The sequence below is a fragment of the Bradyrhizobium australafricanum genome (assembly GCF_020329495.1).
Taxonomy (GTDB): Bacteria; Pseudomonadota; Alphaproteobacteria; order Rhizobiales; family Xanthobacteraceae; genus Bradyrhizobium; species Bradyrhizobium australafricanum.
Map to the genome: position 1 here is coordinate 18,848 of NZ_JAGKJL010000047.1, position 20,094 is coordinate 38,941.

18 protein-coding genes are annotated in these 20,094 nt (G+C 65.8%); 13 read left to right on the top strand and 5 right to left on the bottom strand.

Annotated elements, in window-relative coordinates; all coding sequences use genetic code 11:
- Position 1 precedes the first annotated feature (1 nt).
- Complete coding sequence (locus tag J6525_RS32445) at positions 2 to 1,135, top strand: site-specific DNA-methyltransferase (RefSeq protein WP_057016998.1); 1,134 nt, start codon at positions 2 to 4, stop codon at positions 1,133 to 1,135.
- Positions 1,136 to 1,187: 52 nt separating this feature from the next.
- Here J6525_RS32445 and J6525_RS32450 read toward each other — a convergent pair whose 3' ends face one another.
- On the bottom strand, positions 1,188 to 2,624 hold the full coding sequence (locus tag J6525_RS32450) for an EF-hand domain-containing protein (RefSeq protein ID WP_225647772.1): 1,437 nt from the start codon (positions 2,622 to 2,624) through the stop codon (positions 1,188 to 1,190).
- 570 nt (positions 2,625 to 3,194) lie between these two features.
- Here J6525_RS32450 and J6525_RS32455 point away from each other — a divergent pair.
- Together J6525_RS32455 and J6525_RS32460 are read left to right on the top strand one after the other, a co-directional pair.
- Complete coding sequence (locus J6525_RS32455; RefSeq protein WP_092087367.1) at positions 3,195 to 3,521, top strand: hypothetical protein; 327 nt, start codon at positions 3,195 to 3,197, stop codon at positions 3,519 to 3,521.
- 136 nt (positions 3,522 to 3,657) lie between these two features.
- Positions 3,658 to 4,344 carry a glutathione S-transferase family protein gene (locus J6525_RS32460; RefSeq protein WP_225647773.1) on the top strand — a complete coding sequence of 229 codons (687 nt, stop codon included), beginning with the start codon at positions 3,658 to 3,660 and terminating at the stop codon, positions 4,342 to 4,344.
- Positions 4,345 to 4,422: 78 nt separating this feature from the next.
- On the opposite strand, the gene J6525_RS32465 is transcribed toward J6525_RS32460, so the two are convergent.
- Positions 4,423 to 4,845 carry a nuclear transport factor 2 family protein gene (locus J6525_RS32465; protein ID WP_057016996.1) on the bottom strand — a complete coding sequence of 141 codons (423 nt, stop codon included), beginning with the start codon at positions 4,843 to 4,845 and terminating at the stop codon, positions 4,423 to 4,425.
- Positions 4,846 to 4,996: 151 nt separating this feature from the next.
- Between J6525_RS32465 and J6525_RS32470 the strand changes: the two genes are divergently transcribed.
- Positions 4,997 to 5,911, top strand: a complete 915-nt coding sequence (locus tag J6525_RS32470) for a LysR family transcriptional regulator (protein WP_225647774.1) — start codon at positions 4,997 to 4,999, stop codon at positions 5,909 to 5,911.
- Between the two features lie 158 nt (positions 5,912 to 6,069).
- Here J6525_RS32470 and J6525_RS32475 read toward each other — a convergent pair whose 3' ends face one another.
- Positions 6,070 to 6,687 (bottom strand): glutathione S-transferase family protein, encoded by a 618-nt coding sequence (locus J6525_RS32475; protein WP_225647775.1) that lies wholly within the window; start codon positions 6,685 to 6,687, stop codon positions 6,070 to 6,072.
- A 170-nt stretch (positions 6,688 to 6,857) separates the two neighbouring features.
- Here J6525_RS32475 and J6525_RS32480 point away from each other — a divergent pair, with 170 nt between their 5' ends.
- A complete protein-coding gene (locus J6525_RS32480) occupies positions 6,858 to 8,123 on the top strand; it encodes a flavin-dependent oxidoreductase (RefSeq protein ID WP_225647776.1) in 1,266 nt (421 codons plus the stop codon).
- A 138-nt stretch (positions 8,124 to 8,261) separates the two neighbouring features.
- Here J6525_RS32480 and J6525_RS32485 read toward each other — a convergent pair whose 3' ends face one another.
- Positions 8,262 to 8,681, bottom strand: coding sequence for a PaaI family thioesterase (locus J6525_RS32485; RefSeq protein WP_225647777.1), 420 nt, complete (start codon positions 8,679 to 8,681; stop codon positions 8,262 to 8,264).
- Positions 8,682 to 8,828: 147 nt separating this feature from the next.
- Positions 8,829 to 9,920, bottom strand: coding sequence for an A/G-specific adenine glycosylase (gene mutY, locus J6525_RS32490; protein ID WP_225647778.1), 1,092 nt, complete (start codon positions 9,918 to 9,920; stop codon positions 8,829 to 8,831).
- 142 nt (positions 9,921 to 10,062) lie between these two features.
- On the opposite strand from mutY, the gene J6525_RS32495 reads away from it, so the two are divergent.
- The 8 genes from J6525_RS32495 (at position 10,063) to J6525_RS32530 (ending at position 20,062) form a co-directional block, all read left to right on the top strand.
- Entirely contained in the window at positions 10,063 to 10,542 is a 480-nt protein-coding gene (locus J6525_RS32495; RefSeq protein WP_028334785.1) for a DUF721 domain-containing protein, read from the top strand.
- A gap of 122 nt (positions 10,543 to 10,664) precedes the next feature.
- Positions 10,665 to 11,321 carry a DsbA family protein gene (locus tag J6525_RS32500; protein WP_028338651.1) on the top strand — a complete coding sequence of 219 codons (657 nt, stop codon included), beginning with the start codon at positions 10,665 to 10,667 and terminating at the stop codon, positions 11,319 to 11,321.
- Positions 11,322 to 11,655: 334 nt separating this feature from the next.
- Positions 11,656 to 15,120 carry a chromosome segregation protein SMC gene (gene smc / locus J6525_RS32505; protein ID WP_225647779.1) on the top strand — a complete coding sequence of 1,155 codons (3,465 nt, stop codon included), beginning with the start codon at positions 11,656 to 11,658 and terminating at the stop codon, positions 15,118 to 15,120.
- A gap of 152 nt (positions 15,121 to 15,272) precedes the next feature.
- Positions 15,273 to 16,268 carry a small ribosomal subunit Rsm22 family protein gene (locus J6525_RS32510; protein WP_225647780.1) on the top strand — a complete coding sequence of 332 codons (996 nt, stop codon included), beginning with the start codon at positions 15,273 to 15,275 and terminating at the stop codon, positions 16,266 to 16,268.
- Positions 16,269 to 16,483: 215 nt separating this feature from the next.
- Positions 16,484 to 17,044, top strand: coding sequence for a LemA family protein (locus J6525_RS32515; protein WP_016839704.1), 561 nt, complete (start codon positions 16,484 to 16,486; stop codon positions 17,042 to 17,044).
- Positions 17,045 to 17,211: 167 nt separating this feature from the next.
- A complete protein-coding gene (locus tag J6525_RS32520; protein WP_225647781.1) occupies positions 17,212 to 18,426 on the top strand; it encodes a M48 family metallopeptidase in 1,215 nt (404 codons plus the stop codon).
- 163 nt (positions 18,427 to 18,589) lie between these two features.
- Positions 18,590 to 19,333: a P-loop NTPase family protein gene (locus tag J6525_RS32525; RefSeq protein WP_038386041.1), complete on the top strand. Its 744-nt coding sequence runs from the start codon at positions 18,590 to 18,592 to the stop codon at positions 19,331 to 19,333.
- A 60-nt stretch (positions 19,334 to 19,393) separates the two neighbouring features.
- A complete protein-coding gene (locus J6525_RS32530) occupies positions 19,394 to 20,062 on the top strand; it encodes a P-loop NTPase family protein (RefSeq protein ID WP_057016987.1) in 669 nt (222 codons plus the stop codon).
- The last annotated feature ends 32 nt before the right edge of the window (positions 20,063 to 20,094 follow it).

Consider the following 20,094-nt stretch of genomic DNA (forward strand, 5'->3'; position numbering starts at 1 on the left):
CATGGTAGTGTCGCGTCGCGGGGCGTCTGCAAGGGCGCCCCGCACTAAATTTGAGAGTGCCCCATCGAGCCACATCGTCATTGGCGATTGCGTGGCCGAATTGTCGAAGCTTCAGGCCGGCTCGGTCGACCTGGTCTTCGCGGATCCTCCCTACAATCTGCAGCTCAAGGGCGACCTCAAGCGCCCCGATGAGTCGCATGTCGATGCCGTCAACGACGACTGGGACAAGTTCTCGTCGTTCGCTGCCTATGACGATTTCACCCGCGCCTGGCTGCTGGCCTGCCGCCGCGTGATGAAGCCGTCGGCAACGCTGTGGGTGATCGGCTCCTATCACAACATCTTCCGCGTCGGCGCGATCATGCAGGACCTCGGCTTCTGGCTCCTGAACGACATCGTGTGGCGCAAGTCCAATCCGATGCCGAACTTCCGCGGCCGCCGCTTCACCAATGCGCACGAGACCATGATCTGGGCCGCGCGCGACGAGAAGGCCAAGGGCTACACCTTCAATTACGAAGCGCTGAAGGCGTCCAATGAGGACGTGCAGGCACGCTCCGACTGGCTGATCCCGCTGTGCACCGGCGAGGAGCGCCTCAAGGATGGCGACGGCAAGAAGGTGCATCCGACGCAGAAGCCTGAGCAGCTGCTCGCCCGCGTGTTGCTGTCGTCCTCGAAGCCTGGCGATCTCGTGATCGATCCGTTCAACGGCACCGGCACCACCGGCGCCGTCGCCAAGCGCCTCGGCCGCAGCTATATCGGCTTCGAGCGCGACAAGGCCTATGCCGCCGCCGCCGAGGCGCGCATCGCCGCGATCGAGCCGCTGCCGGAAGCAACGCTGGCGCCGTTCATGACCGCGCGCGAGGCGCCGCGGGTGGCGTTCTCCGAATTGATCGAGCGCGGCATGATCGTGCCGGGCGCCAGGCTGGTCGACGCCAAGAAGCGCCACGGCGCCCTGGTGCGCGCCGACGGCGCCATCATGCTCGGCGACAAGGTCGGCTCGATCCACCGCATCGGCGCGGTCGCGCAGGGCTCCGGCGCCTGCAACGGCTGGACCTTCTGGCACGTCGAGACCAAGAGCGGCCTGCGGCTGATCGACGAACTGCGCGCCGAGATCCGCTCCGAGATGGCGGCGGGCTGAGCGGCCCGCCGGCCGAGTTACTTGATGCGTCACGCCAACGTGGCGCGCGGTGTCAGCGCGACGGGCAGCCTGCGCTCTTCTCGCCGGTATCCTCGACCATCACGCAGGAATGTCCGGGATCGCCATCGGGATATGGCGTGCCTTTCACCACCAGGAAGGTGACCGAATGGGCCCCGCGGAGGCCGGACGGGAACCGGATCTTCTTGCGAACAACGAATTCGCCGGCGCCGTTCTGGGTGACACTGCCGTTCGCGAGCAGCTGAACCAGCCCGGCCTGCGCGGGGAGCACCTCATAGGGTGTGACGGGACCACTCGCGACGACGGAAGCGGGATCGATGTCCACCACCCCGCCGGGCCAGTAACGTTGCAGATCATCGTGCGCACGGCTCAGACCTGTCTCGATGACCACGTTGCCGGGATTGCCCACAATGTTGAGTGTGCCTTCGCTCTTGCGGATTACGAGGCCCTGGCCGGACCGCCCCTTGAGCGTGTCGATCCCGCCGGAGGGAACGTTGAAGGTGGAGACTGCATATTTGGCGGCGACGACTTCAGGCGCCCTGCCCGTCGCGTCGCGGACAGCGCCAACGGCTTGCAGCGAGCCGCTCGACGGTAACTCGTGAAAGTAGGTCAGGCAGTTGGCGCGGCCGAGAAAGCTGACGCGGTCGCGTGCGACACCTGTCGCGCCGGTTAGCGGCCCCTGCGTCGGATCGCCCCTCTTGCCGCCGGTGCTCAAACTCGTCACGACCACGCGCTCGATCCGCTCTACCGCGCCGCCGAATTGCCAGATGGTCGGGCTGAAGCTTGCGATCACCACATAGAGCGGATCGCTACCCGGCTCGACATTGATCCGCCCGGCGTGCACTACCGCGTCCTGCGAGCCTATGGTCACGCTCGACAGCGACTCAGTCTGATACGCACTGAGCAACACGACCCGGGCCTTCTCGGAGACGGCCGGCATCGCGCAGACCGCACGTTCGGCGTCGATCGCCAGCTGCCGCTTGCGGGCGAGTTCGGCCTGTTCGTGCTGGCGCTTCTGCGCCGCATCCGGATCGCTCGAAGGAGGCGCGGGAGTGCGCCTGAATTCCATGAGCTCCTGTTGCGAGACCTTGCCGTCACTGTCGGAATCGACCTTACGGAACAGCGCCTCTCCCGTGGCCTCGTAGGCGGCACGGGATAGCTCGCCGGCCGTCGCCGTTTCGAGCGCCAATGCAAGACGGGTCTTTGCCGCATAGCCGCTCAAGGAAGCGACCCGCTGGTTTGCCTCGTTGAACTTCGCTGCCTCGGCAAGGCTGACCTTGCCGTCCTTGTTGACATCGAGCGCCATGATTGTCGTGACCATGCGCTCGGTCGACTCCGCGCTGCCGCCGAGTGGGGACTTGCCGATTACCGACTGGGCGCGCGCCCAACGCGACTCGTAGGCTGCGCTTCTGCGAACCTCGTCCTCGGTCACGAAGCCGTCGCCATCGAGATCGTAGCGCAGCACGCTCATCCAGGCGACGCTCCTGACCTGGACTGCTTCCATGGCGGCGTGCAACTCCACGTCGCGCTGCGTGAGCTTGCCGTCGCCGTCGGCATCGAGGTTAAAGAACTCGCCGCGAAGCTGCTCGAGGTAGCGATCAAGGGACTGCCCTGCAGGTAGCCGCAGTAGCAGCTGCTCCTCGGCAGCCTTTGCGGGGGAAGGCGGCGATCCGGCCGGCGCGACTGGCGCTTGCGCGACAGCGGGCTGTCCGACGCAGGCGACGACGAGACCGGCCAGGCCGGCATGACGGAGGGATGATACCATGAGCATTCGCGTTCTCCCGATCCTCAGGCATTAGGCCGTGCGTGCGTACCGCACAAGCCGCTACCTTTTGTTGAATCCGGGAACGGTAAATGTCGGCTTGAGGCCGTATCCGACCCTCCGCCGATGTCCATGCGGCGACGTTAAGTATCGTTCGTCGCGGTTCGCGGCCGATTGTCACGGTGCGCCGAATGACGGGGTATTGAATGCCTTCGCCTTGATGCACTGGCGAAGCGGGCCTACGCTGTCCCGTCACTTGCCCGTTTCGATTGGTCGCCGATGCGAAGACAATCCGAGACATTGCTGCTGGTGCCGCTGCTGCCGGTCTTCCTGCTCGGCATGTTTCCGATGCTGCTGATCGGCCTGCTCGGATTCTTCGGCCTGATCATTTTCGGCATCCTGCTCGTCTGCGTCGGGCTGACGCTCGCCCTCGAGGCGCATGGCGAGTTCAATGAAGAGATCATCGTCCATGGCTACGCGCGGGGATCAGAACGCGCGGCGCAGGTCTCGCATTTGCGTGCTGCGACCCGCTCCGCCGCCGCGCTGGACGCCGCGGGCATCGCGCTGGTCGTCGCGGGTATCCTGGGCTTCTTCTGGGCCGGCTGACCAGCGCGCCACGCGACCCTGATTCACAAACTCGTCGCTTGCGCCGCGGCGTGAAATTTGCGCAAGAGGAGCCGGTCTGCGGCCTTCCCCGCCGCGTCGCGATCTCGCCGGCTACAAGAACCAAGGGAGTCCCTTCATGATCAAATTCTATTTCAATGGTGCGCCGAACCCGAACAAGGTCGCGCTGTTCCTCGAAGAGTCCGGCCTGCCGTTCGAGGCGATCCCGGTCGATACCCGCAAGGGCGAGCAGTTCGCGCCGGAATTCCTCAAGGTCAACCCGAACGGCAAGGTGCCGGCGATCGACGATGACGGCGTGCTGGTGTTCGATTCGAACGCGATCCTGCTCTACCTCGCCGAGGAGCACGGCAAGTTCCTGCCCGCCAATACGCCGGCCAATCGCGCCGCGACGCTGTCCTGGCTGATGTTCATCGCGACCGGCCTCGGCCCCTATTCCGGCCAGGCCGTGCACTTCAAGCACTTCGCGCCGAAGGATCTCGACTACGCCAACAACCGCTACCAGTACGAGGCGCACCGCCACTACAAGATCCTCGACGATCACCTGGCGAGACAGCGCTACATGGTCGGCGACAGCTACACGATCGTCGACATGGCGTTCTGGGGCTGGGCGCGGATGGCGGCGTTCATCCTCGGCGAGGAAGGCTACGCCAAATATCCGAACGTCAAGCGGCTGGTCGACGAGATCTCGGCGCGGCCGGCGGCGGCGCGCGCGATCGCGCTGAAGGACAGGCACACCTTCAAGGCCGAGATGGACGACGCGGCCCGCGACATCATGTTCGGCCACCTCAAGTCCAAGGTGGCGTAAGCCAATCCACACAACGGCAAGACGACGGCGCCCGGATGGGCGCCGTCTTCGTTTGTGCCGCCCGTTGGCGGCGGACTGCTACGCCGGAAACGCGCCGAGCGCCTTCTCGGTCAGGACCGAGTCGCAATATTCCCGCACCTCCTTGATCCGACCACCGTCGAAACGGAACACCAGGCAATAGTCGTTGTCGTAGCGCTGACCTTGCTTGGTGAGGTTGTCGCCCTTGGCCTCGATCACGACGATGTCGCCGTCGGCGATGATGCGATGGGCGACGGTGCGGCCGCGCTCGACCAGTTTCGAGCGGACATGGCCGTGCAGATCGTTGATGATCGACTGCTTGCCGGTGAAGGTACGCGACCAGGAATATTGCCCGGTCACGGTCCAGATCGCGTCGTCGGCAAGCGTTGCCATGAACAGCGAGTTCTCGCGCACCGCAGGATCGGGACTGCCTGCGATCACGAACATCTCCTGCACCAGTTTCTTGTTGTCGGCTGCGCTCATGGCGCGTCTCCTTGCGATTGATAGACCCTGATTTCAGGCGTTTCCTCACGCGATGCGGTCTTCGGCTCTCGTGAAAAACGCCTTGCCCGCAATCCTGCGGCGCCTGCGCGCATTCTTCCAATCGATAGGTGGTATGATATATATTCACTCGATGAATTTGAATTCGCTTGACCTCAATCTGCTGGTCGCGCTCGACGCCCTGCTGCGCGAAGCCAATGTCAGCCGCGCCGCGATGCGGCTCAATCTGTCGCAGCCGGCGACCAGCCACGCGCTGCAGCGGCTGCGCGACCTGATCGGCGATCCGCTTTTGGTGCGCACCGGCGCGCGGATGGAGCTGACGCCGCGGGCGCAGGCGTTGCGCTCGCCGCTGGCCCATGCGCTCGACCAGGTGCGCGGGCTGTTTGTTTCCGACGATTTCGACGCCGCGCGCAGCGACCGGCACTTTCGCCTGATGATGCCCGACCTCGCGGTCGAGCTCCTGATGCCGCCGCTGATGGAGAAGGTGACGCTGATCGCGCCGAACGTCACCATCGACGTGGTGCCGTGGCGGGGACCTGCGATCTTCACGCCCGAATTCGCCCGCACCATCGATCTCGTGATCTCGATCGGCGACTCCTTCAAGGGCTTTCACCGCCAGCGGCTCTACACCGACAGCGATGCACTCGCGGTGCGGCGCGACCACGGCGTCGGCACGAAGCTGAAGAAGCGCGAGGCCTTCCTCGCCGCGCGCCATGTCGCCGTGATCATCCGCGGCCAGAACGAGGACCTGATCGACAGCTGGCTGCGCGCCAAGGGCATCGAGCGGCGGATCGCGCTGGTGGTGCCGGGTTATATCGAGGCGCTGCACGTCACCGCGCGCACCGACCTCGTCGCCTTTGTGCCGCGCCGGCTGATCTCGGCGCTGTCGAAGCAATTGTCGCTGATGACGGTGACGCCGCCGCTCGATCCAGGGATCGACGAGCAGCACATGTTCTATCCGACGCGTGCCCAGATGGACCCGGGCTCGCTGTGGCTGCGCAAGCTGATGCTGGAGACCGGACGCGAGCTGGGGACGCGGAAGGTGTAGCGGCGCGCTCTATCCCCGCGTCGTCCCGGCGAAAGCCGGGACCCATAACCGCCAACCTTCGTGTGGCGCGACGCTGGAGCCACAGCCCTGTCAGACGACCAGCAGCGGTGGTTATGGGTCCCGGCTTTCGCCGGGACGACACCGAATTTTTTTGGGCCTTACGCCCTCTGCTCCGCCAGCACCTTCTGCACCGCCGGGCGGCTCTCCATCGCCGCGCGATGCGCCTTCACCTTGGGCAGCGTTGCGATGTCGACGCCGTCGCCGTCGAGCCAGAGGGTCAGCGTGTACAGATAGGCGTCGCCGACGGTGTAATTCTCGCCCATCACCCACGGGCCCTTCAGCATGTCGCGCTCGATCAGGTTGAAGCAGGCGCCCATGGTCTTCGGCACCATCGCCTTCATGTCGGCGAACGAAGTCTCCTGCGTCGCCCAGCGCGGACCGCGCATCTTGTGGGCGTGGCAGATATGCACCGTCGAGCACAGATAGGAGTTGAAGGCCTGCAGCCTGGCGAATTCGAAGGCGTCGTCGGGCGCGAGCTTCGCCTGCGGAAAGGTCTGCGCGATGTAGGCCAGCATCGCCGGCGTCTCGGTCAGCACGCCGCGATCGGTCACCAAAGTAGGCACGCGGCCCTTCGGATTGATCTTCAGGTATTCCGGGCTGTTCTGCTGGTTGGTCTTGAAGTCGATCTTCTCGGTCGTGTAGGGCGCGCCGGCCTCGGCCAGCGCGATGTGGGACGCGAGCGCGCAGGTGCCGGGAGCAAAATAGAGCTTGAGCATGTTGCTGTCCTCTCCGAGCCTTGTCGGTTCGTTGCGAACGCGGCTCTGGTTCTTGTTCTGACGGCGCGGAGGTTAGCGGTAGCCCCCTTTGCCGTCCACCCCGCGCGCCGCGGACCTTGCCCGCGCGGGTGCCGTCGTGCGATGACCATGGCCAATCGAGGGGATTTTTCATGACTGTGCTCATTGCAGGTGGCGGAATTGGCGGGCTGACGCTGGCGCTCAGCCTGCACCAGATCGGCGTGCCGGCCCGCGTCTTCGAGAGCGTGCCCGAGCTGCGGCCGCTCGGCGTCGGCATCAACGTGCTGCCGCATGCGGTGCGCGAACTGATCGAGCTCGGCCTGCACGATGTGCTCGACGCTTCAGCGGTGCGCACCCGCGAGCTCGCCTATTTCTCCAAGCACGGCAAGCCGATCTGGAGCGAGCCGCGCGGGCTCGAGGCCGGCTACAAATGGCCGCAATTCTCGATCCATCGCGGCCGGCTGCAACAGCTGCTGCTCGATGCCGCGACCGAACGGCTGGGAGCTGCGAACATCCTCACCAGCCATCACCTCACCGGCTGGACCGAGACCGCCGACGGCGTCCGCGCCGATTTCATCGACCGCGCGACCGGCAAGCCCGCCGGCAGCTATGACGGCGCGGTGCTGATCGCCGCCGACGGCATCCATTCGGCGGTGCGCGAGAAGCTCTATCCGCAGGAGGGGCCGCCAATCTGGAACGGCCGCATCCTGTGGCGCGGCATCACCCGCGGCGATGCCTTCCTGACCGGCCGCACCATGATCATGGCCGGCCACGAGATCCTGAAATTCGTCTGCTACCCGATCTCGAAGGAGGCCGGCCCCGACGGCAAGTTCGACATCAACTGGATCGCCGAGCGACACATGCCGCCGACCTATCAATGGCGCCGCGAGGACTACAACCGGACCGCCAAGCTCGACGAGTTCCTGCCTTGGTTCGAGAGCTGGAATTTCGACTGGCTCGATGTCCCCGGCCTGATCCGGAACTGCCCGCATGCCTACGAATATCCACTGGTCGATCGCGATCCGATCCCGCAATGGACGTTCGGCCGCGTCACGCTGATGGGCGACGCCGCGCATCCGATGTATCCGATCGGCTCCAACGGCGCCTCGCAGGCGATCCTGGATGCGCGCGTGCTGACGCGCGAGATTTTGGCGCATGGCCCGACGCAGGCGGCGCTCGCGGCCTATGAGGCCGAGCGGAGGCCCGCGACCACGGACCTCGTGATGCTGAACCGCCGCAACGGCCCGGAGCAGGTGATGCAGCTGGTCGAGGAGCGCGCGCCTGACGGCTTCAAGGTCGTCACCGACGTGCTGTCGCAGCAGGAGCTGGAAGACATCGCCGCCAACTACAAGCGCGTCGCCGGTTTCCAGGTCGAGGGACTGAACGCCAAGCCGCCGATCGTGCAGCGGGCAGGCTGAGGCAACTCTCGACCCGTCATCCTGAGGAGCCGCGAAGCGGCGTCTCGAAGGATGAACGGCCCGGCTGGTCGCCGGCATGCTTCGAGGCTCGCTCCGCTCGCACCTCAGCATGTCGGACTTACCAATGCGGGCGCGGCTTCACCGCAGCGCGCGCGCCGCCTCCACCAGGCGGATGCTGCTGCTCGCGGTCGCGAGCAGTGTGCCGTCGGCGGCGCTCAGCTTTCCCTCGACGAAGGCGATGGTCTTACCGAGTTGCGTCACCGTCGCCTCGCCGGTGATCGGTCCGGGCTTTGCCGGCGCCAGGAAATTCACGGTCATCGTGATGGTCGTGGTGAAGAGCCGGCCCTCGGTCATCACGAACACCGCCGGCCCCATCGTGTCGTCGAGCATCGCCGAGAGCATGCCGCCCTGGATAAAGCCGGCCGGATTGCAAAACTCCGGCTTGCCGTCGAACACGATCCTGATCCAGCCCTCCTGCGGACGGGCGTCGACCACGTGCCAACCCAGTAGCTTTGCGACGGGCGGCATCGGAATGCGGTCGAGTGCGGTTGCGATCATGGCGGCCTCCGGTTTTCCGGAGGTGATAGCGAAGCCCTGCTGCCAACATGGTGTCAGCAGGTCAGTGCATGATCCGGAAAAGTGGGAACCGGTTTTCCGAAAAGATCATGCTCAAAAAATGAGCCGGTGATGTGATTCATCGCATCGTCAGAGATCGAGCCCATGCGCGACAACCTTGCGCATCACGTTCGGAAACGCCTCGCCGTCCAGCGTCGTCACCGGCACCCAGCGCATGCCATCCGGCGCGCGGCTCCGCGGCGGGACGCTGGCGGTGTAGACGACGAGCTCGAGCGGGAAGTGCGTGAACACGTGGGTGACGACGCCCGCCTTGCGATGCCAGCGCGTGACGCCTTTCAGTTCCGGCGCCTGCGCCAGTGCCGCCGCGTCCTCCTGCCCGGCCAGCCATTGCGACCCCGGCACCTCGGTCATGCCGCCGAGCAGGCCTTTTTCCAGGCGCGAGCGCACCAGGAGCTCGGCGCCACGTGTCACCACGAAGGCCGCGCCGCGGCGCAAGTTGCCGCTCTTCTTCGGTGCCTTGCGCGGGAAGGTTTCCTGATCGCCGCGCGTGCGCGCCGCGCAGTCGTCGTTCAGCGGACACAATGCGCAGGCCGGCTTCTTCGGCGTGCAGATCGTGGCGCCCAAATCCATCAGCGCCTGAGCACTGTCGCCGGCGCGGGACGGGCCGAGCAATGTCGCCGCCATCTCCTTGATCAGCGGCTTGGCCTGCGGCAGCGCCTCCTCGATGACGTAGAGCCGACTGACCACGCGCTCGATGTTGCCGTCCACCGGCATGGTGCGGCGGTCGAACGCGATGGCAGCGATCGCGGCCGCGGTGTACGGCCCGATGCCGGGCAGTGCGCGCAGGCCGTCCTCGGTGTCCGGAAACACCCCGCCGTGGTCGCCCATCACCGTAACCGCGCAGGCGTGCAAATTGCGCGCCCGCGAATAATAGCCGAGCCCGGCCCACATCCTTAAGACGTCGTCGAGCGAGGCACGCCCAAGCGCGGTCACATCGGGCCAGCGCGACACGAATTTCTCGAAATACGGTCCGACTGCCCGCACCGTGGTCTGCTGCAGCATGATCTCGGACAGCCAGACGCGATACGGATCGGCGCGCTCCCCCGCCACCGCGCGCCACGGCAGCGTCCGGCGATGCCGGTCATACCAGGCGAGCAGACGCGCCGGGCGGTCGGCCTGCTGATCGGTCGATTTGATTTTGACGGCCGCGCGCGAGCTCATGAACGTATCTTAAGCCACATCTCGCCATGTCATGCCCGGGCTTGACCCGGGCATCCACGTCTTTCTTGGCCCGGCACGGAAAACGCCGCCACAATGATGAACACGGTTTCAGCCACATCACCACCACTGCTATAACCCTCCCATGTCCAGACCCGGCCCGATCAGCGCAAAGCCCCTGTCGATCCTGCTCAGCGACGTCTTCACCGACGCCTATGCCAAGCAGGGCTTTGCCGCGCGCGAATTGGTGACGCGCTGGACCGAGATCGCGGGCGAGCGAATTGCCGCCTATTGCGAGCCGCTGAAGATGCAGTGGCCGCGGCCGGTGGAGGGACAGCCGCAGGAGCCGGCGACGCTGGTGCTGCGGGTCGAAGGGCCGATGGCGCTGGAGATCCAGCACTCCTCCGACGTCATCCTGGAACGGGTGAACCGCTTCTTCGGCTGGCATGCGGTCGGCCGCCTGACCATCCGACAGGCGCCGCTCTCGCGCCGCAGCCGCCCGGTACGGCCGCGCCCGCCGGACGCCAAAACCGTGGCCCGGGAGGCGGCCAACCTTGCGGCCGTCGAGGACGACGATCTGCGCGCGGCGCTGGCCCGTTTGGGTGCCTCGATCAAGCGAAATTGACGCTTTTCGGCAGGCCCGCCGCAAGACCGCGGCATTGCCACAATGGCCGTTTCAAGCTAGCGAAGGCTTCTTTTTCGGGACCCCTTCATTGTGGCGTGAATGCGCCAATCCGGGAGCTGACCTTGATCATCACGCGCCGCGCTTTCACCACCGCTCTCTCGCTGACCGGGCTTGCCGCCCTCGCCGGCCTGTCGCCGCTGCGCCTGATCACCGACGCGTTCGCGCAGACCGCCGCCGAGGTCGCCAAGCCGCAGTCGCTGCCGGACATGGGGCTCGGCCCGCAGGACGCCAAGGTGACGATCGTCGAATACGCCTCGATGACCTGCCCGCACTGCGCCAATTTCAACGAGACCGTGTTCCCGAAGATCAAGTCGACCTACATCGACCCCGGCAAGGTCCGCTACGTGTTCCGCGAATTCCCGCTCGACATCAAGGCCGCCGCCGGCTCGATGCTGGCGCGCTGTATCGCCAAGGACGACGCGCCGAAGTATTTTGCCGTGATCGACCTGTTGTTCCGCCAGCAGAACGACTGGGTGGTGAAGAACACCACCGAGACACTGACCCGGATCGGCAAGCAGGCCGGCCTCACCCAGCAGCAGGTCGAGGACTGCCTGAAGGATCAGAAGCTGCTCGACAAGATCGCGGCCGACCAGAAATACGCCAACGAGGTGCTGAAGGTGAACTCGACGCCGACCTTCTTCGTCAACGGCGAGATGCTGAAGGGCGAGACCTCGTTTGAGGAATTCAGCAAGCACATCGACCCGCTGCTGAAGAGCTGATCGGAAGCCCGCGAACCTGACGTCTTCGTGCCTCGCTTTCGAGTCGAGGTACGATAATTGTGGATGATTTGCGATCATGGCACGCCGCCGTCGCATCATTTGGTTGTTGAAAACCTGATTCGCACGATGCGAATCATCGAGGACATGCAAGGGCCATAAAACCCTGCAAATCCCTTGGGAAAAGCTTGCTCAAGCGGTTGCCCTGACGCGCTCGCATCGCCATTGTCGCCGCTCATGAGAGCTGCACGCAGCAACTCACCCACACACCGACATTGCCTTCCATGGTATTGTCACGGCAGGGAGATTCGCGCCCGGCCAAACGAGATTTGTGTACATGAAGCTCACGCGCCTCCGCCTGCACGGTTTCAAGTCGTTCGTTGAACCCACCGATTTCATGATCGAGCCGGGCCTGACCGGCGTCGTCGGACCGAACGGCTGCGGCAAATCCAATCTCGTCGAAGCGCTGCGCTGGGCGATGGGCGAGACCTCGCACAAGTCGCTGCGCGCCGCCGACATGGACGCGGTGATCTTCGCCGGTTCCGGCAACCGTCCGGCACGCAACCACGCCGAAGTCGTGATGACGATCGACAATTCCGATCGCTCGGCGCCGGCCGCGGTGAACGACAGCCAGCTCTTGGAAATCTCCCGCCGCATCGAGCGCGAGGCGGGCTCGGTCTACCGCATCAACGGCCGCGACGTGCGCGCCCGCGACGTCCAGATCCTGTTTGCCGACGCCGCCACAGGCGCGCGCTCGCCGGCGCTGGTCCACCAGGGCAAGATCGGCGAGATCATCCAGGCCAAGCCCGAGCAGCGCCGCCGCGTGCTGGAAGACGCCGCCGGCGTGGCCGGCCTGCATGCCCGCCGTCACGAGGCGGAACTTCGGCTCAAGGCGGCCGAGACCAACCTCACCCGCGTCGAGGACGTGATCGGCCAGCTCACCGGCCAGATGGAAGGCCTGAAGAAGCAGGCGCGCCAGGCGATCCGCTACCGTGAGGTCGCGGCCAAGGTGCGCAAGTCCGAGGCGATGCTGTTCCATCTGCGCTGGATCGAAGCCAATGCCGACGTCAACGACGCCGCGCAGACCCATGATATCTCCGTGCGCGAGATGGCCGAGCGCACCCGCGAGCAGGCCGAATCCGCCCGCATCCAGGCGATCCGCGCCGCCGAATTGCCGGCGCTGCGCGATGCCGAAGCGCGCGCCGCCGCCGGCCTGCAGCGCCTGACCAACACGCGCGAGATGCTCGACCGCGAGGAGCAGCGCGCCAAGGAGCGCGTCGGCGAGCTCGATCGCCGTCTCACCCAATTCGCCCAGGACATCGCGCGCGAGCAGCAGCAGACCTCCGATGCCGACATCGCGCTGCAGCGGCTCGACACCGAAGACGCAGAGCTGAAGGAAGAGATCAAGTCGCGCGTCGAGAAGCGCTCCGGCGTCGACGAGCGCGTCGCTGAGGCCGAGGAGATCCTGGCCGCGACCGAGCGCCAGTTCTCCGAGCTGACCACGCAGCTCGCCGATCTTACCGCCAAGCGCAATCAGCTCGAAGCCGGCGTGCGTACGCATCGCGAGCGGCTGGCCCGGCTCGATCAGGAGATCGCCAACGTCCAGGCCGAGGAAACCAGGCTCGCGCAGGAGACCGGCAATCTCGGCGACATCGACGCGCTGGCCGCCGCCATGGAGATGGCGCAGCAGACGCTCGCCGAGTCCGAGGCCGCCGTGCAGACCAGCGAGGCGCATCACGCCGCCGCGCGGCAGACGCTGGAAGCCTCCCGCAACCCGCTCACCGAAGCGGAGAAGCGCGTGCAGCGGCTTGAGACGGAAGCCCGCACCATCTCCAAGCTCGTCACCAGCGAGACCAAGAATCTTTGGCCGCCGATCATCGACGGCATCACGGTCGCCAAGGGCTATGAGAAGGCGATCGGCGCCGTGCTCGGCGACGACCTCGATGCGCCGGTGGATTCCTCGGCGCCGATGCGCTGGACCAATATCGGCGTGGCCGGCGAAGATCCGGCACTGCCCGATGGCGTCGAGCGGCTGGCCGACCATGTCCAGGCGCCGCCGGAACTGGCGCGCCGTCTCGCCCAGATCGGCGTCGTCGCCAAGGAACGCGGTGCCGCGCTGGTGTCGCAGCTGAAGACCGGCCAGCGGCTGGTGTCGCTCGAAGGCGACGTCTGGCGCTGGGACGGCTTCGTCGCCGACGCGCATGCCCCGACCGGCGCCGCCCGCCGTCTTGCCGAGCGCGCCCGTCTGGTCGACATCGAGCACGAGCTGGAACAGGCCCGCATCGATGCCACCGCCAAGCGCCAGGCGCTGGAGACGGCTGAAGAGGAATTGCGCTCGGCGTCCGCTGCCGAGGGCGCCTCGCGCGAAGCCGTCCGCGCCGCCCGCCGCGAGGCCGACGCCGCGCGCGAACGCCATGCCGCCACTGAGCGCGAGATCAACCGCCACGCCGCCCGCAAATCGGCGCTGACCGAGGCGCACAGCCGCGTCGCCGCCGACCGCGCCGAGGCCGAAGCCGCGCATGAGAGCGCGGCTGCCGCGCTCGCCGAACTGCCGCCGGGTGTCGAGACCGAGGCCCAGCTCGCCGCGGTTCGCGCCGAGATCGACAACCAGCGCCGGGCCGCGGCGCAAGTCCGCGCCGAGGCGCAGGCGCTCGCCCGCGAGGCCGAGCTCGCTGACCGCCGCGTGCAGGCGATCGTTGCCGAGCGCAATGAGTGGCAGAACCGCAAGACCAGCGCCGCCTCGCAGGTCGAGACCGTCGAGGCGCGCATCGCGGAGGTGTCGGCCGAGCGCGAGGAACTCGCCAATGCGCCGGAAGTGTTCGCCGAGAAGCGCAGCGCGCTGATCACGGAGATCGAGCACGCCGAGGGCGATCGCCGCATCGCCGCCGACGCGCTGGCGACCGCGGAAGCCGCGATGGCGGAAACCGATCGCCTCGCCAAGGCCTCGCTCGAAGCGCTGTCCTCATCCCGCGAAGCTACCGCGCGCGCCGAGGAGCGCATGGAAGGCACCCGCCGCCGCCTCGCCGACATCGAGCGCGAGATCCACGACATGCTCGAGGTCGAGCCCAGCGCGGTCGTCGGCATGGCCGAGATCGAACCCGGCCAGGAGCTGCCGCCGGTCGCGCAGGTCGAGGAAGAGCTCGAAAAGCTGCGCCGTGATCGCGAGCGGCTCGGCGCCGTCAATTTGCGCGCCGAGGAAGAGCTCAAGGAAGTCGAGACCCAGCACACCGCGCTGACCACCGAACGCGACGATCTCGTCGAAGCAATCAAGCGGCTGCGCCAGGGCATCCAGAGCCTCAACCGCGAGGCGCGCGAGCGCCTGCTGACCTCGTTCGAGACCGTCAACAACCACTTCAAGCGGCTGTTCACCGAGCTGTTCGGCGGCGGCGAAGCCGCGCTGCATCTGATCGAGAGCGACGATCCGCTCGAGGCCGGCCTCGAGATCATCGCCAAGCCGCCCGGCAAGAAGCCGCAGACGCTCTCGCTGCTCTCGGGCGGTGAGCAGGCGCTGACGGCGCTCGCGCTGATCTTCGCGGTGTTCCTGACCAACCCGTCGCCGATCTGCGTGCTGGACGAGGTCGACGCGCCGCTCGACGACCACAACGTCGAACGGTTCTGCACCCTGCTGAACGAGATGACCGGCTCGACCGAGACGCGCTTCATAATCATCACGCACAATCCGATCACGATGGCGCGGATGAACCGGCTGTTCGGCGTCACCATGGCCGAGCGCGGCGTGTCGCAGTTGGTGTCGGTCGACCTGCAGGGCGCGGTGGACATCCTCGACCAGAACGTGGCTTAGGCGTAGCACCTACGCGTCGACGTCATTTTCTTGATACCCGCGCCTCCGCATCGTCATTGCGAGGAGCGATAGCGACGAAGCAATCCATGCCTCAGCACGCGGCGCTATGGATTGCTTCGCTCCGCTCGCAATGACGTGGGATAGTCCGTCACATGACCTCACCCGATCTCCCCGCCGAACTGCGCGCAGCCCTCAACGCCAGGCTCGAAGGCCTGTCGCGCAGCGACGCCGCCGGCCGCGCGGCGGTGATCTCGCAGACCTATCGCGAGGGCGGCGGCTCCTCGACCATCAGGACCGAGACCGATGCGCTGGCCTATGCGCTGGCGCGGATGCCGGCGACCTATGCCGCCGTCGCAGCGAGCCTCAACGCCCTGACGGAGATCAGGCCGGACTTCGCGCCGGCGCGCCTGCTCGATGTCGGTGCCGGTCCGGGGACCGCGACGTGGGCCGCCGCGGAGGCGTTCACGTCGCTGCAGTGCTTCACCCTGCTTGACGCCAACGGCGCGTTGCGGACGCTTGCCGAGGGGCTGTTTCACGGCAGCCTTCGCCTGCATGACATCAGCTACGAACTAGGCCAGGCGCGCGCGCTACTCGACAAGGCCGAAGCTGCCGACCTCGTCGTCGCCAGCTACATAATCGGCGAACTCGGCGATGCGGAGCGCGAGGCGCTGGCCGATGCGCTGTGGTCGAAAACCAGCGACACGCTGCTGGTCGTCGAGCCAGGTACGCCCGCCGGCTATGCGCGGATCATCGCACTCCGCGCACGCCTGATCGCCGCCGGCGCGCATGTCGTGGCACCCTGCCCGCATGACGGTGGCTGTCCGCTGGTCGCGCCCGATTGGTGCCACTTCTCGCAGCGCCTGCAACGCTCGCGCGCGCACAAGCAGGTCAAGGGCGCGGAGCTACCCTTCGAGGACGAGCGCTTCGCCTATGTCGCGCTGAGCCGCACGCGCGTTGAGAACAGGCCATCGCGCGTGCTGGCGCAGCCGGACGTCGGCAAGGTCGAGATCGCGGCGAAACTGTGCACGCCCGAGGGCGTATCGGTTGCGCGGATCCCGCGCCGCGCCAGAGCCGAATACGCAAGCGCCCGGCGCTGGCGCTGGGGCGATGCGGTATCTCGTCGTCCCGGCGAAAGCCGGGACCCATAACCACCGAAGTTTGTTGTGAGTGAAGCCGTCGCCGCTTGTGCCCCTTCCGCGGGCCGCGGCGTATGGGTCCCGGCCTTCGCCGGGACGACGGAATATGTTGAACCGATGTCGGCCAACCTTCGACTAACGCTTGCCCACCTTTCCGCGGCGGGCTGCCCTGCGCCCCGATCTTGGGCTACGGTGCCGCCGTCTCGTCCATCAGGAGCTGCCCCGTCATGTCGACCAGCTGGATCGTTATCGGCGTCATCGTGCTTCTCGTGCTGTTTGCATTCGGCGCCTACAACCGCCTCGTGGCGCTCAGCCAGCGGGTCGGACAGGCCTTTGCCGACATCGACGTGCAGCTCAAGCAGCGCCACGACCTGATCCCGAATCTGGTCGAGACGGTGAAGGGCTATGCCGCGCATGAGCGCGGCACGCTCGACGACGTCATCAAGGCGCGCAATTCGGCGATGTCGGCGCAGGGTCCGGCCCAGGTCTCGGCGGCGGAGAATCAGCTCTCCGGCGCGCTCGGCCGGCTGATCGCGCTCTCGGAGGCCTATCCGGACCTCAAGGCCAACGCCAACTTCCAGCAGCTCGCCTCCGAGCTTTCCGATCTCGAGAACAAGATCGCCGCCAGCCGCCGCTTCTTCAACAATGCGGTCCAGGAATACAACACCGGCATCCAGCAGATGCCGGCCGCGCTGTTCGCCGGCATGTTCGGCTTCACCCGCAAGGATTTCTTCGACCTCGGCGCCAGCCGCACGGAAGTCGAGGCGGCGCCCAGCGTGAAGTTCTGATTACTTCCTTCGAGATGACGCCCCTTCGGTCATTCCGGGGCGATGCAACGCATCGAACCCGGAATCTCATCTCACTCACTAATCTCGAGATTCCACAAAGCGCAATTGCGCATTGGGGTTCGCGCGTGCCGCGCGCCCCGGAATGACGGTGAGAGCGGACGCGCACCATGGCCGCCTATGGTCTCTACACGCATATCGCATCGAACAAGTTTCGTTCGATGCTGCTGCTTGCCGGCCTGTTCCTGCTGATCTACGTGCTGGTCTATGCTGGCGCGCTGGTCGCGGAGGTGATGATCGATAGCGGCCGCACCGTCGACTATTACCTGACGCAGGCCTCGCGCGACCTGGTCTCGGCCTTGCCGTGGGCGACGATCGCGGCGGTAGCCTGGATCGTGATCGCCTATTTCTTCCACCAGAAGATGATCGACGCCGTCACCGGTGGCGAGAGCGTGACTCGGCAGCAAGAGCCGCGGCTCTACAATCTCTTGGAAAATCTCTGCATCTCGCGCGGCATCCCGATGCCGAAGCTGAAGGTGATGGACAGCCCGGCGCTGAATGCGTTCGCGACCGGACTGAACCGGAGTCAATACGCTATCACCGTCACCACCGGCCTGTTGAAGGCGCTGAACGATAAGGAGATCGAGGCCGTGCTCGGCCACGAGCTCACCCATATCAAGAACGGCGACGTGCAGCTGATGGTGATCGCCGTGATCATCGCCGGCGTGGTCGGCTTCTTCGGCGAGCTGTTCTTCCGCCTGTTCACGAACCTGTCGTGGAATTCGAGCGGCGGCGGTGGCGGCTGGTCGTCATCCTCACGATCGTCGTCATCCTCCTCGGACCGCGAAAGCAAAGGCTCGGGCGGCGGCGCGATCATCGTGATCATCATCGCGGTCGCGTTGATCGTGCTGGCCTGGCTGCTGTCGCAGGTGGTCAAGCTCGCACTGTCGCGCTCGCGCGAATTTCTCGCCGATGCCGGATCGGTGGAGCTGACCAAGAACCCCGATGCGATGATCTCGGCGCTGCGCAAGATCGAGAACCGCGGCGAGCTGCCGGATGCCACCTCGGCCGTGATGGAACTCTGCGTCGACAATCCGCGCGAGGGGTTTGCCGACCTGTTCGCCACCCATCCCTCGGTCAAGTCCCGGGTCGATGCCCTGGTGAAATATGCCGGTGGCCACGATCCCGGACCGCTGGCGCTGCCGGACGAGACGGAGCCGCAGGATGAACCGTCCGCGGCGGGCGACCAGCCCCCGCCGGCGACCCACGGCCCATGGGGCGATGTGCCGCCGACACAGAAGAGCAATCCGCCAGCGCTGCCGGGCAACAACCCCACGCAGGGACCATTGGGTCCTCTCCAGGGCCCTTGGGGACGACACCGCTAATCGCGCCCTAGCCTACTCAGTCCATTAAGGAAATTCCCACCAAACCCATCGTGGGCGCCTTAAGGAATTGAATTCTCCCTCGTTTCTGCCATGTTCGCGCCCAAAGCAGTGTGGGGACTTGCCGATCGCCATCGCGATCGGGAGCGCGCTTTAAGGGACTTCCATGGCAAAGCCGGTTGTGATCGTGGTGGGCGCCGACAAGGGCGGGGTCGGCAAGACCACCGTCTCGCGGACGCTCCTGGACTATTTCAGTGCCAACAATGTGCAGACCCGGGCGTTCGACACCGAATCGCCGCGCGGCACGCTGAAGCGCTTCCATCCTGACATCACCGAGATCGTCGACATGACGACGACCGCGGACCAGATGAAGATCTTCGACACGCTGAACTCGGGGCCCTCGGTTACCGTGATCGACGTCCGCGCCGGCCTGTTGTCGCCCGCGCTGGCCTCGCTGCGCGATATCGGCTTCCTCGACGCGGCGCGCTCCGGCCAGATCACCTTCGCCGTGTTCCATATCCTCGGCCCGTCGATTGCCTCGCTGGACGAGATCGCCGAAACCGCCAACTTCATGAGCGGCGCGAAGTATTTCCTGGTGAAGAACTTCATCAACGACACCCAATTCTTCCAGTGGGACCAGGCGACCTACAATTCCTACTTCCATCGCATCAAGGACGCGACCGACCTCACGATCCCCAAGCTCAACGAAATGGCCTATGAGCAGGTCGAGGTCTCCTCGGTTCCGTTCCTGAAATTCGTCGCCAACAAGGGCATCAACGACGACGCCGCCAACTACTCCTTCGTGCTGCGCGGCTATGTCCGGCACTGGCTCGCCAATGTCTGGAGCGAGTTCGACCGGATCAAGCTGACCGACCTGGTCGGCGCCAAGTCGGCCAAAGGCGAAAAATAGTCGGACCTTCGACCTTGATGGGGCTGGATTAGGCGAAAATTTGGCCTGATATAGCGGGCGATGTCATCCACGCCCGTTTACATCATCTGCTCGCCCCGCCCGCAGGTCGGCAAGACGCTGATCGCGCGGCTGCTCGGCGAATTCCTGCTGCTCAAGAACGGCGATGTGGTCTGCTACGACATCAATCTGAAGGAGCCGTCGCTGCTCGACTACCTGCCGCGGATCACCGAAACGGCGGACGTGATCGACACCTACGGCAAGATGCAGCTGATGGACCGCGTCATCGTCAATGACGGCATCGGCAAGGTGATCGACCTCGGCTACCACGCCTTCGACGAATTCTTCAAAATGTGCGACGAGATCGGGCTGATGAAGGAAGCGCTGCGCCGTCGCGTCGCGCCGGTCATCCTGTACGTCGCCGATACCGACCGCGCCTCGGTGCGTGGCTACCAGACGCTGCTCGGCACGATCCCGCCGAATGCGCTGATCGTCATCGACAACGAGTTCGTGGTGCGCGGCGAGCTGCCGCCGGTCATGACCGCCAGCCGGGTGCTGCGCTTCCGCGCGCTGCCGGTGTTCCTGAAGACCTATATCGACCGGCTGAACTTCTCCTTCACCGGCTATCTGCGCCAGGAAAAGGATTCATCTACCGAGCTGCATCAATGGATCCGGCGGAATTACACGACGTTCCGCGATCTCGAATTGAGCATGCTGCTGCAGCGGGGATGACTCTGCTCCCTCGCCCCGCTCTTGCGGGGAGA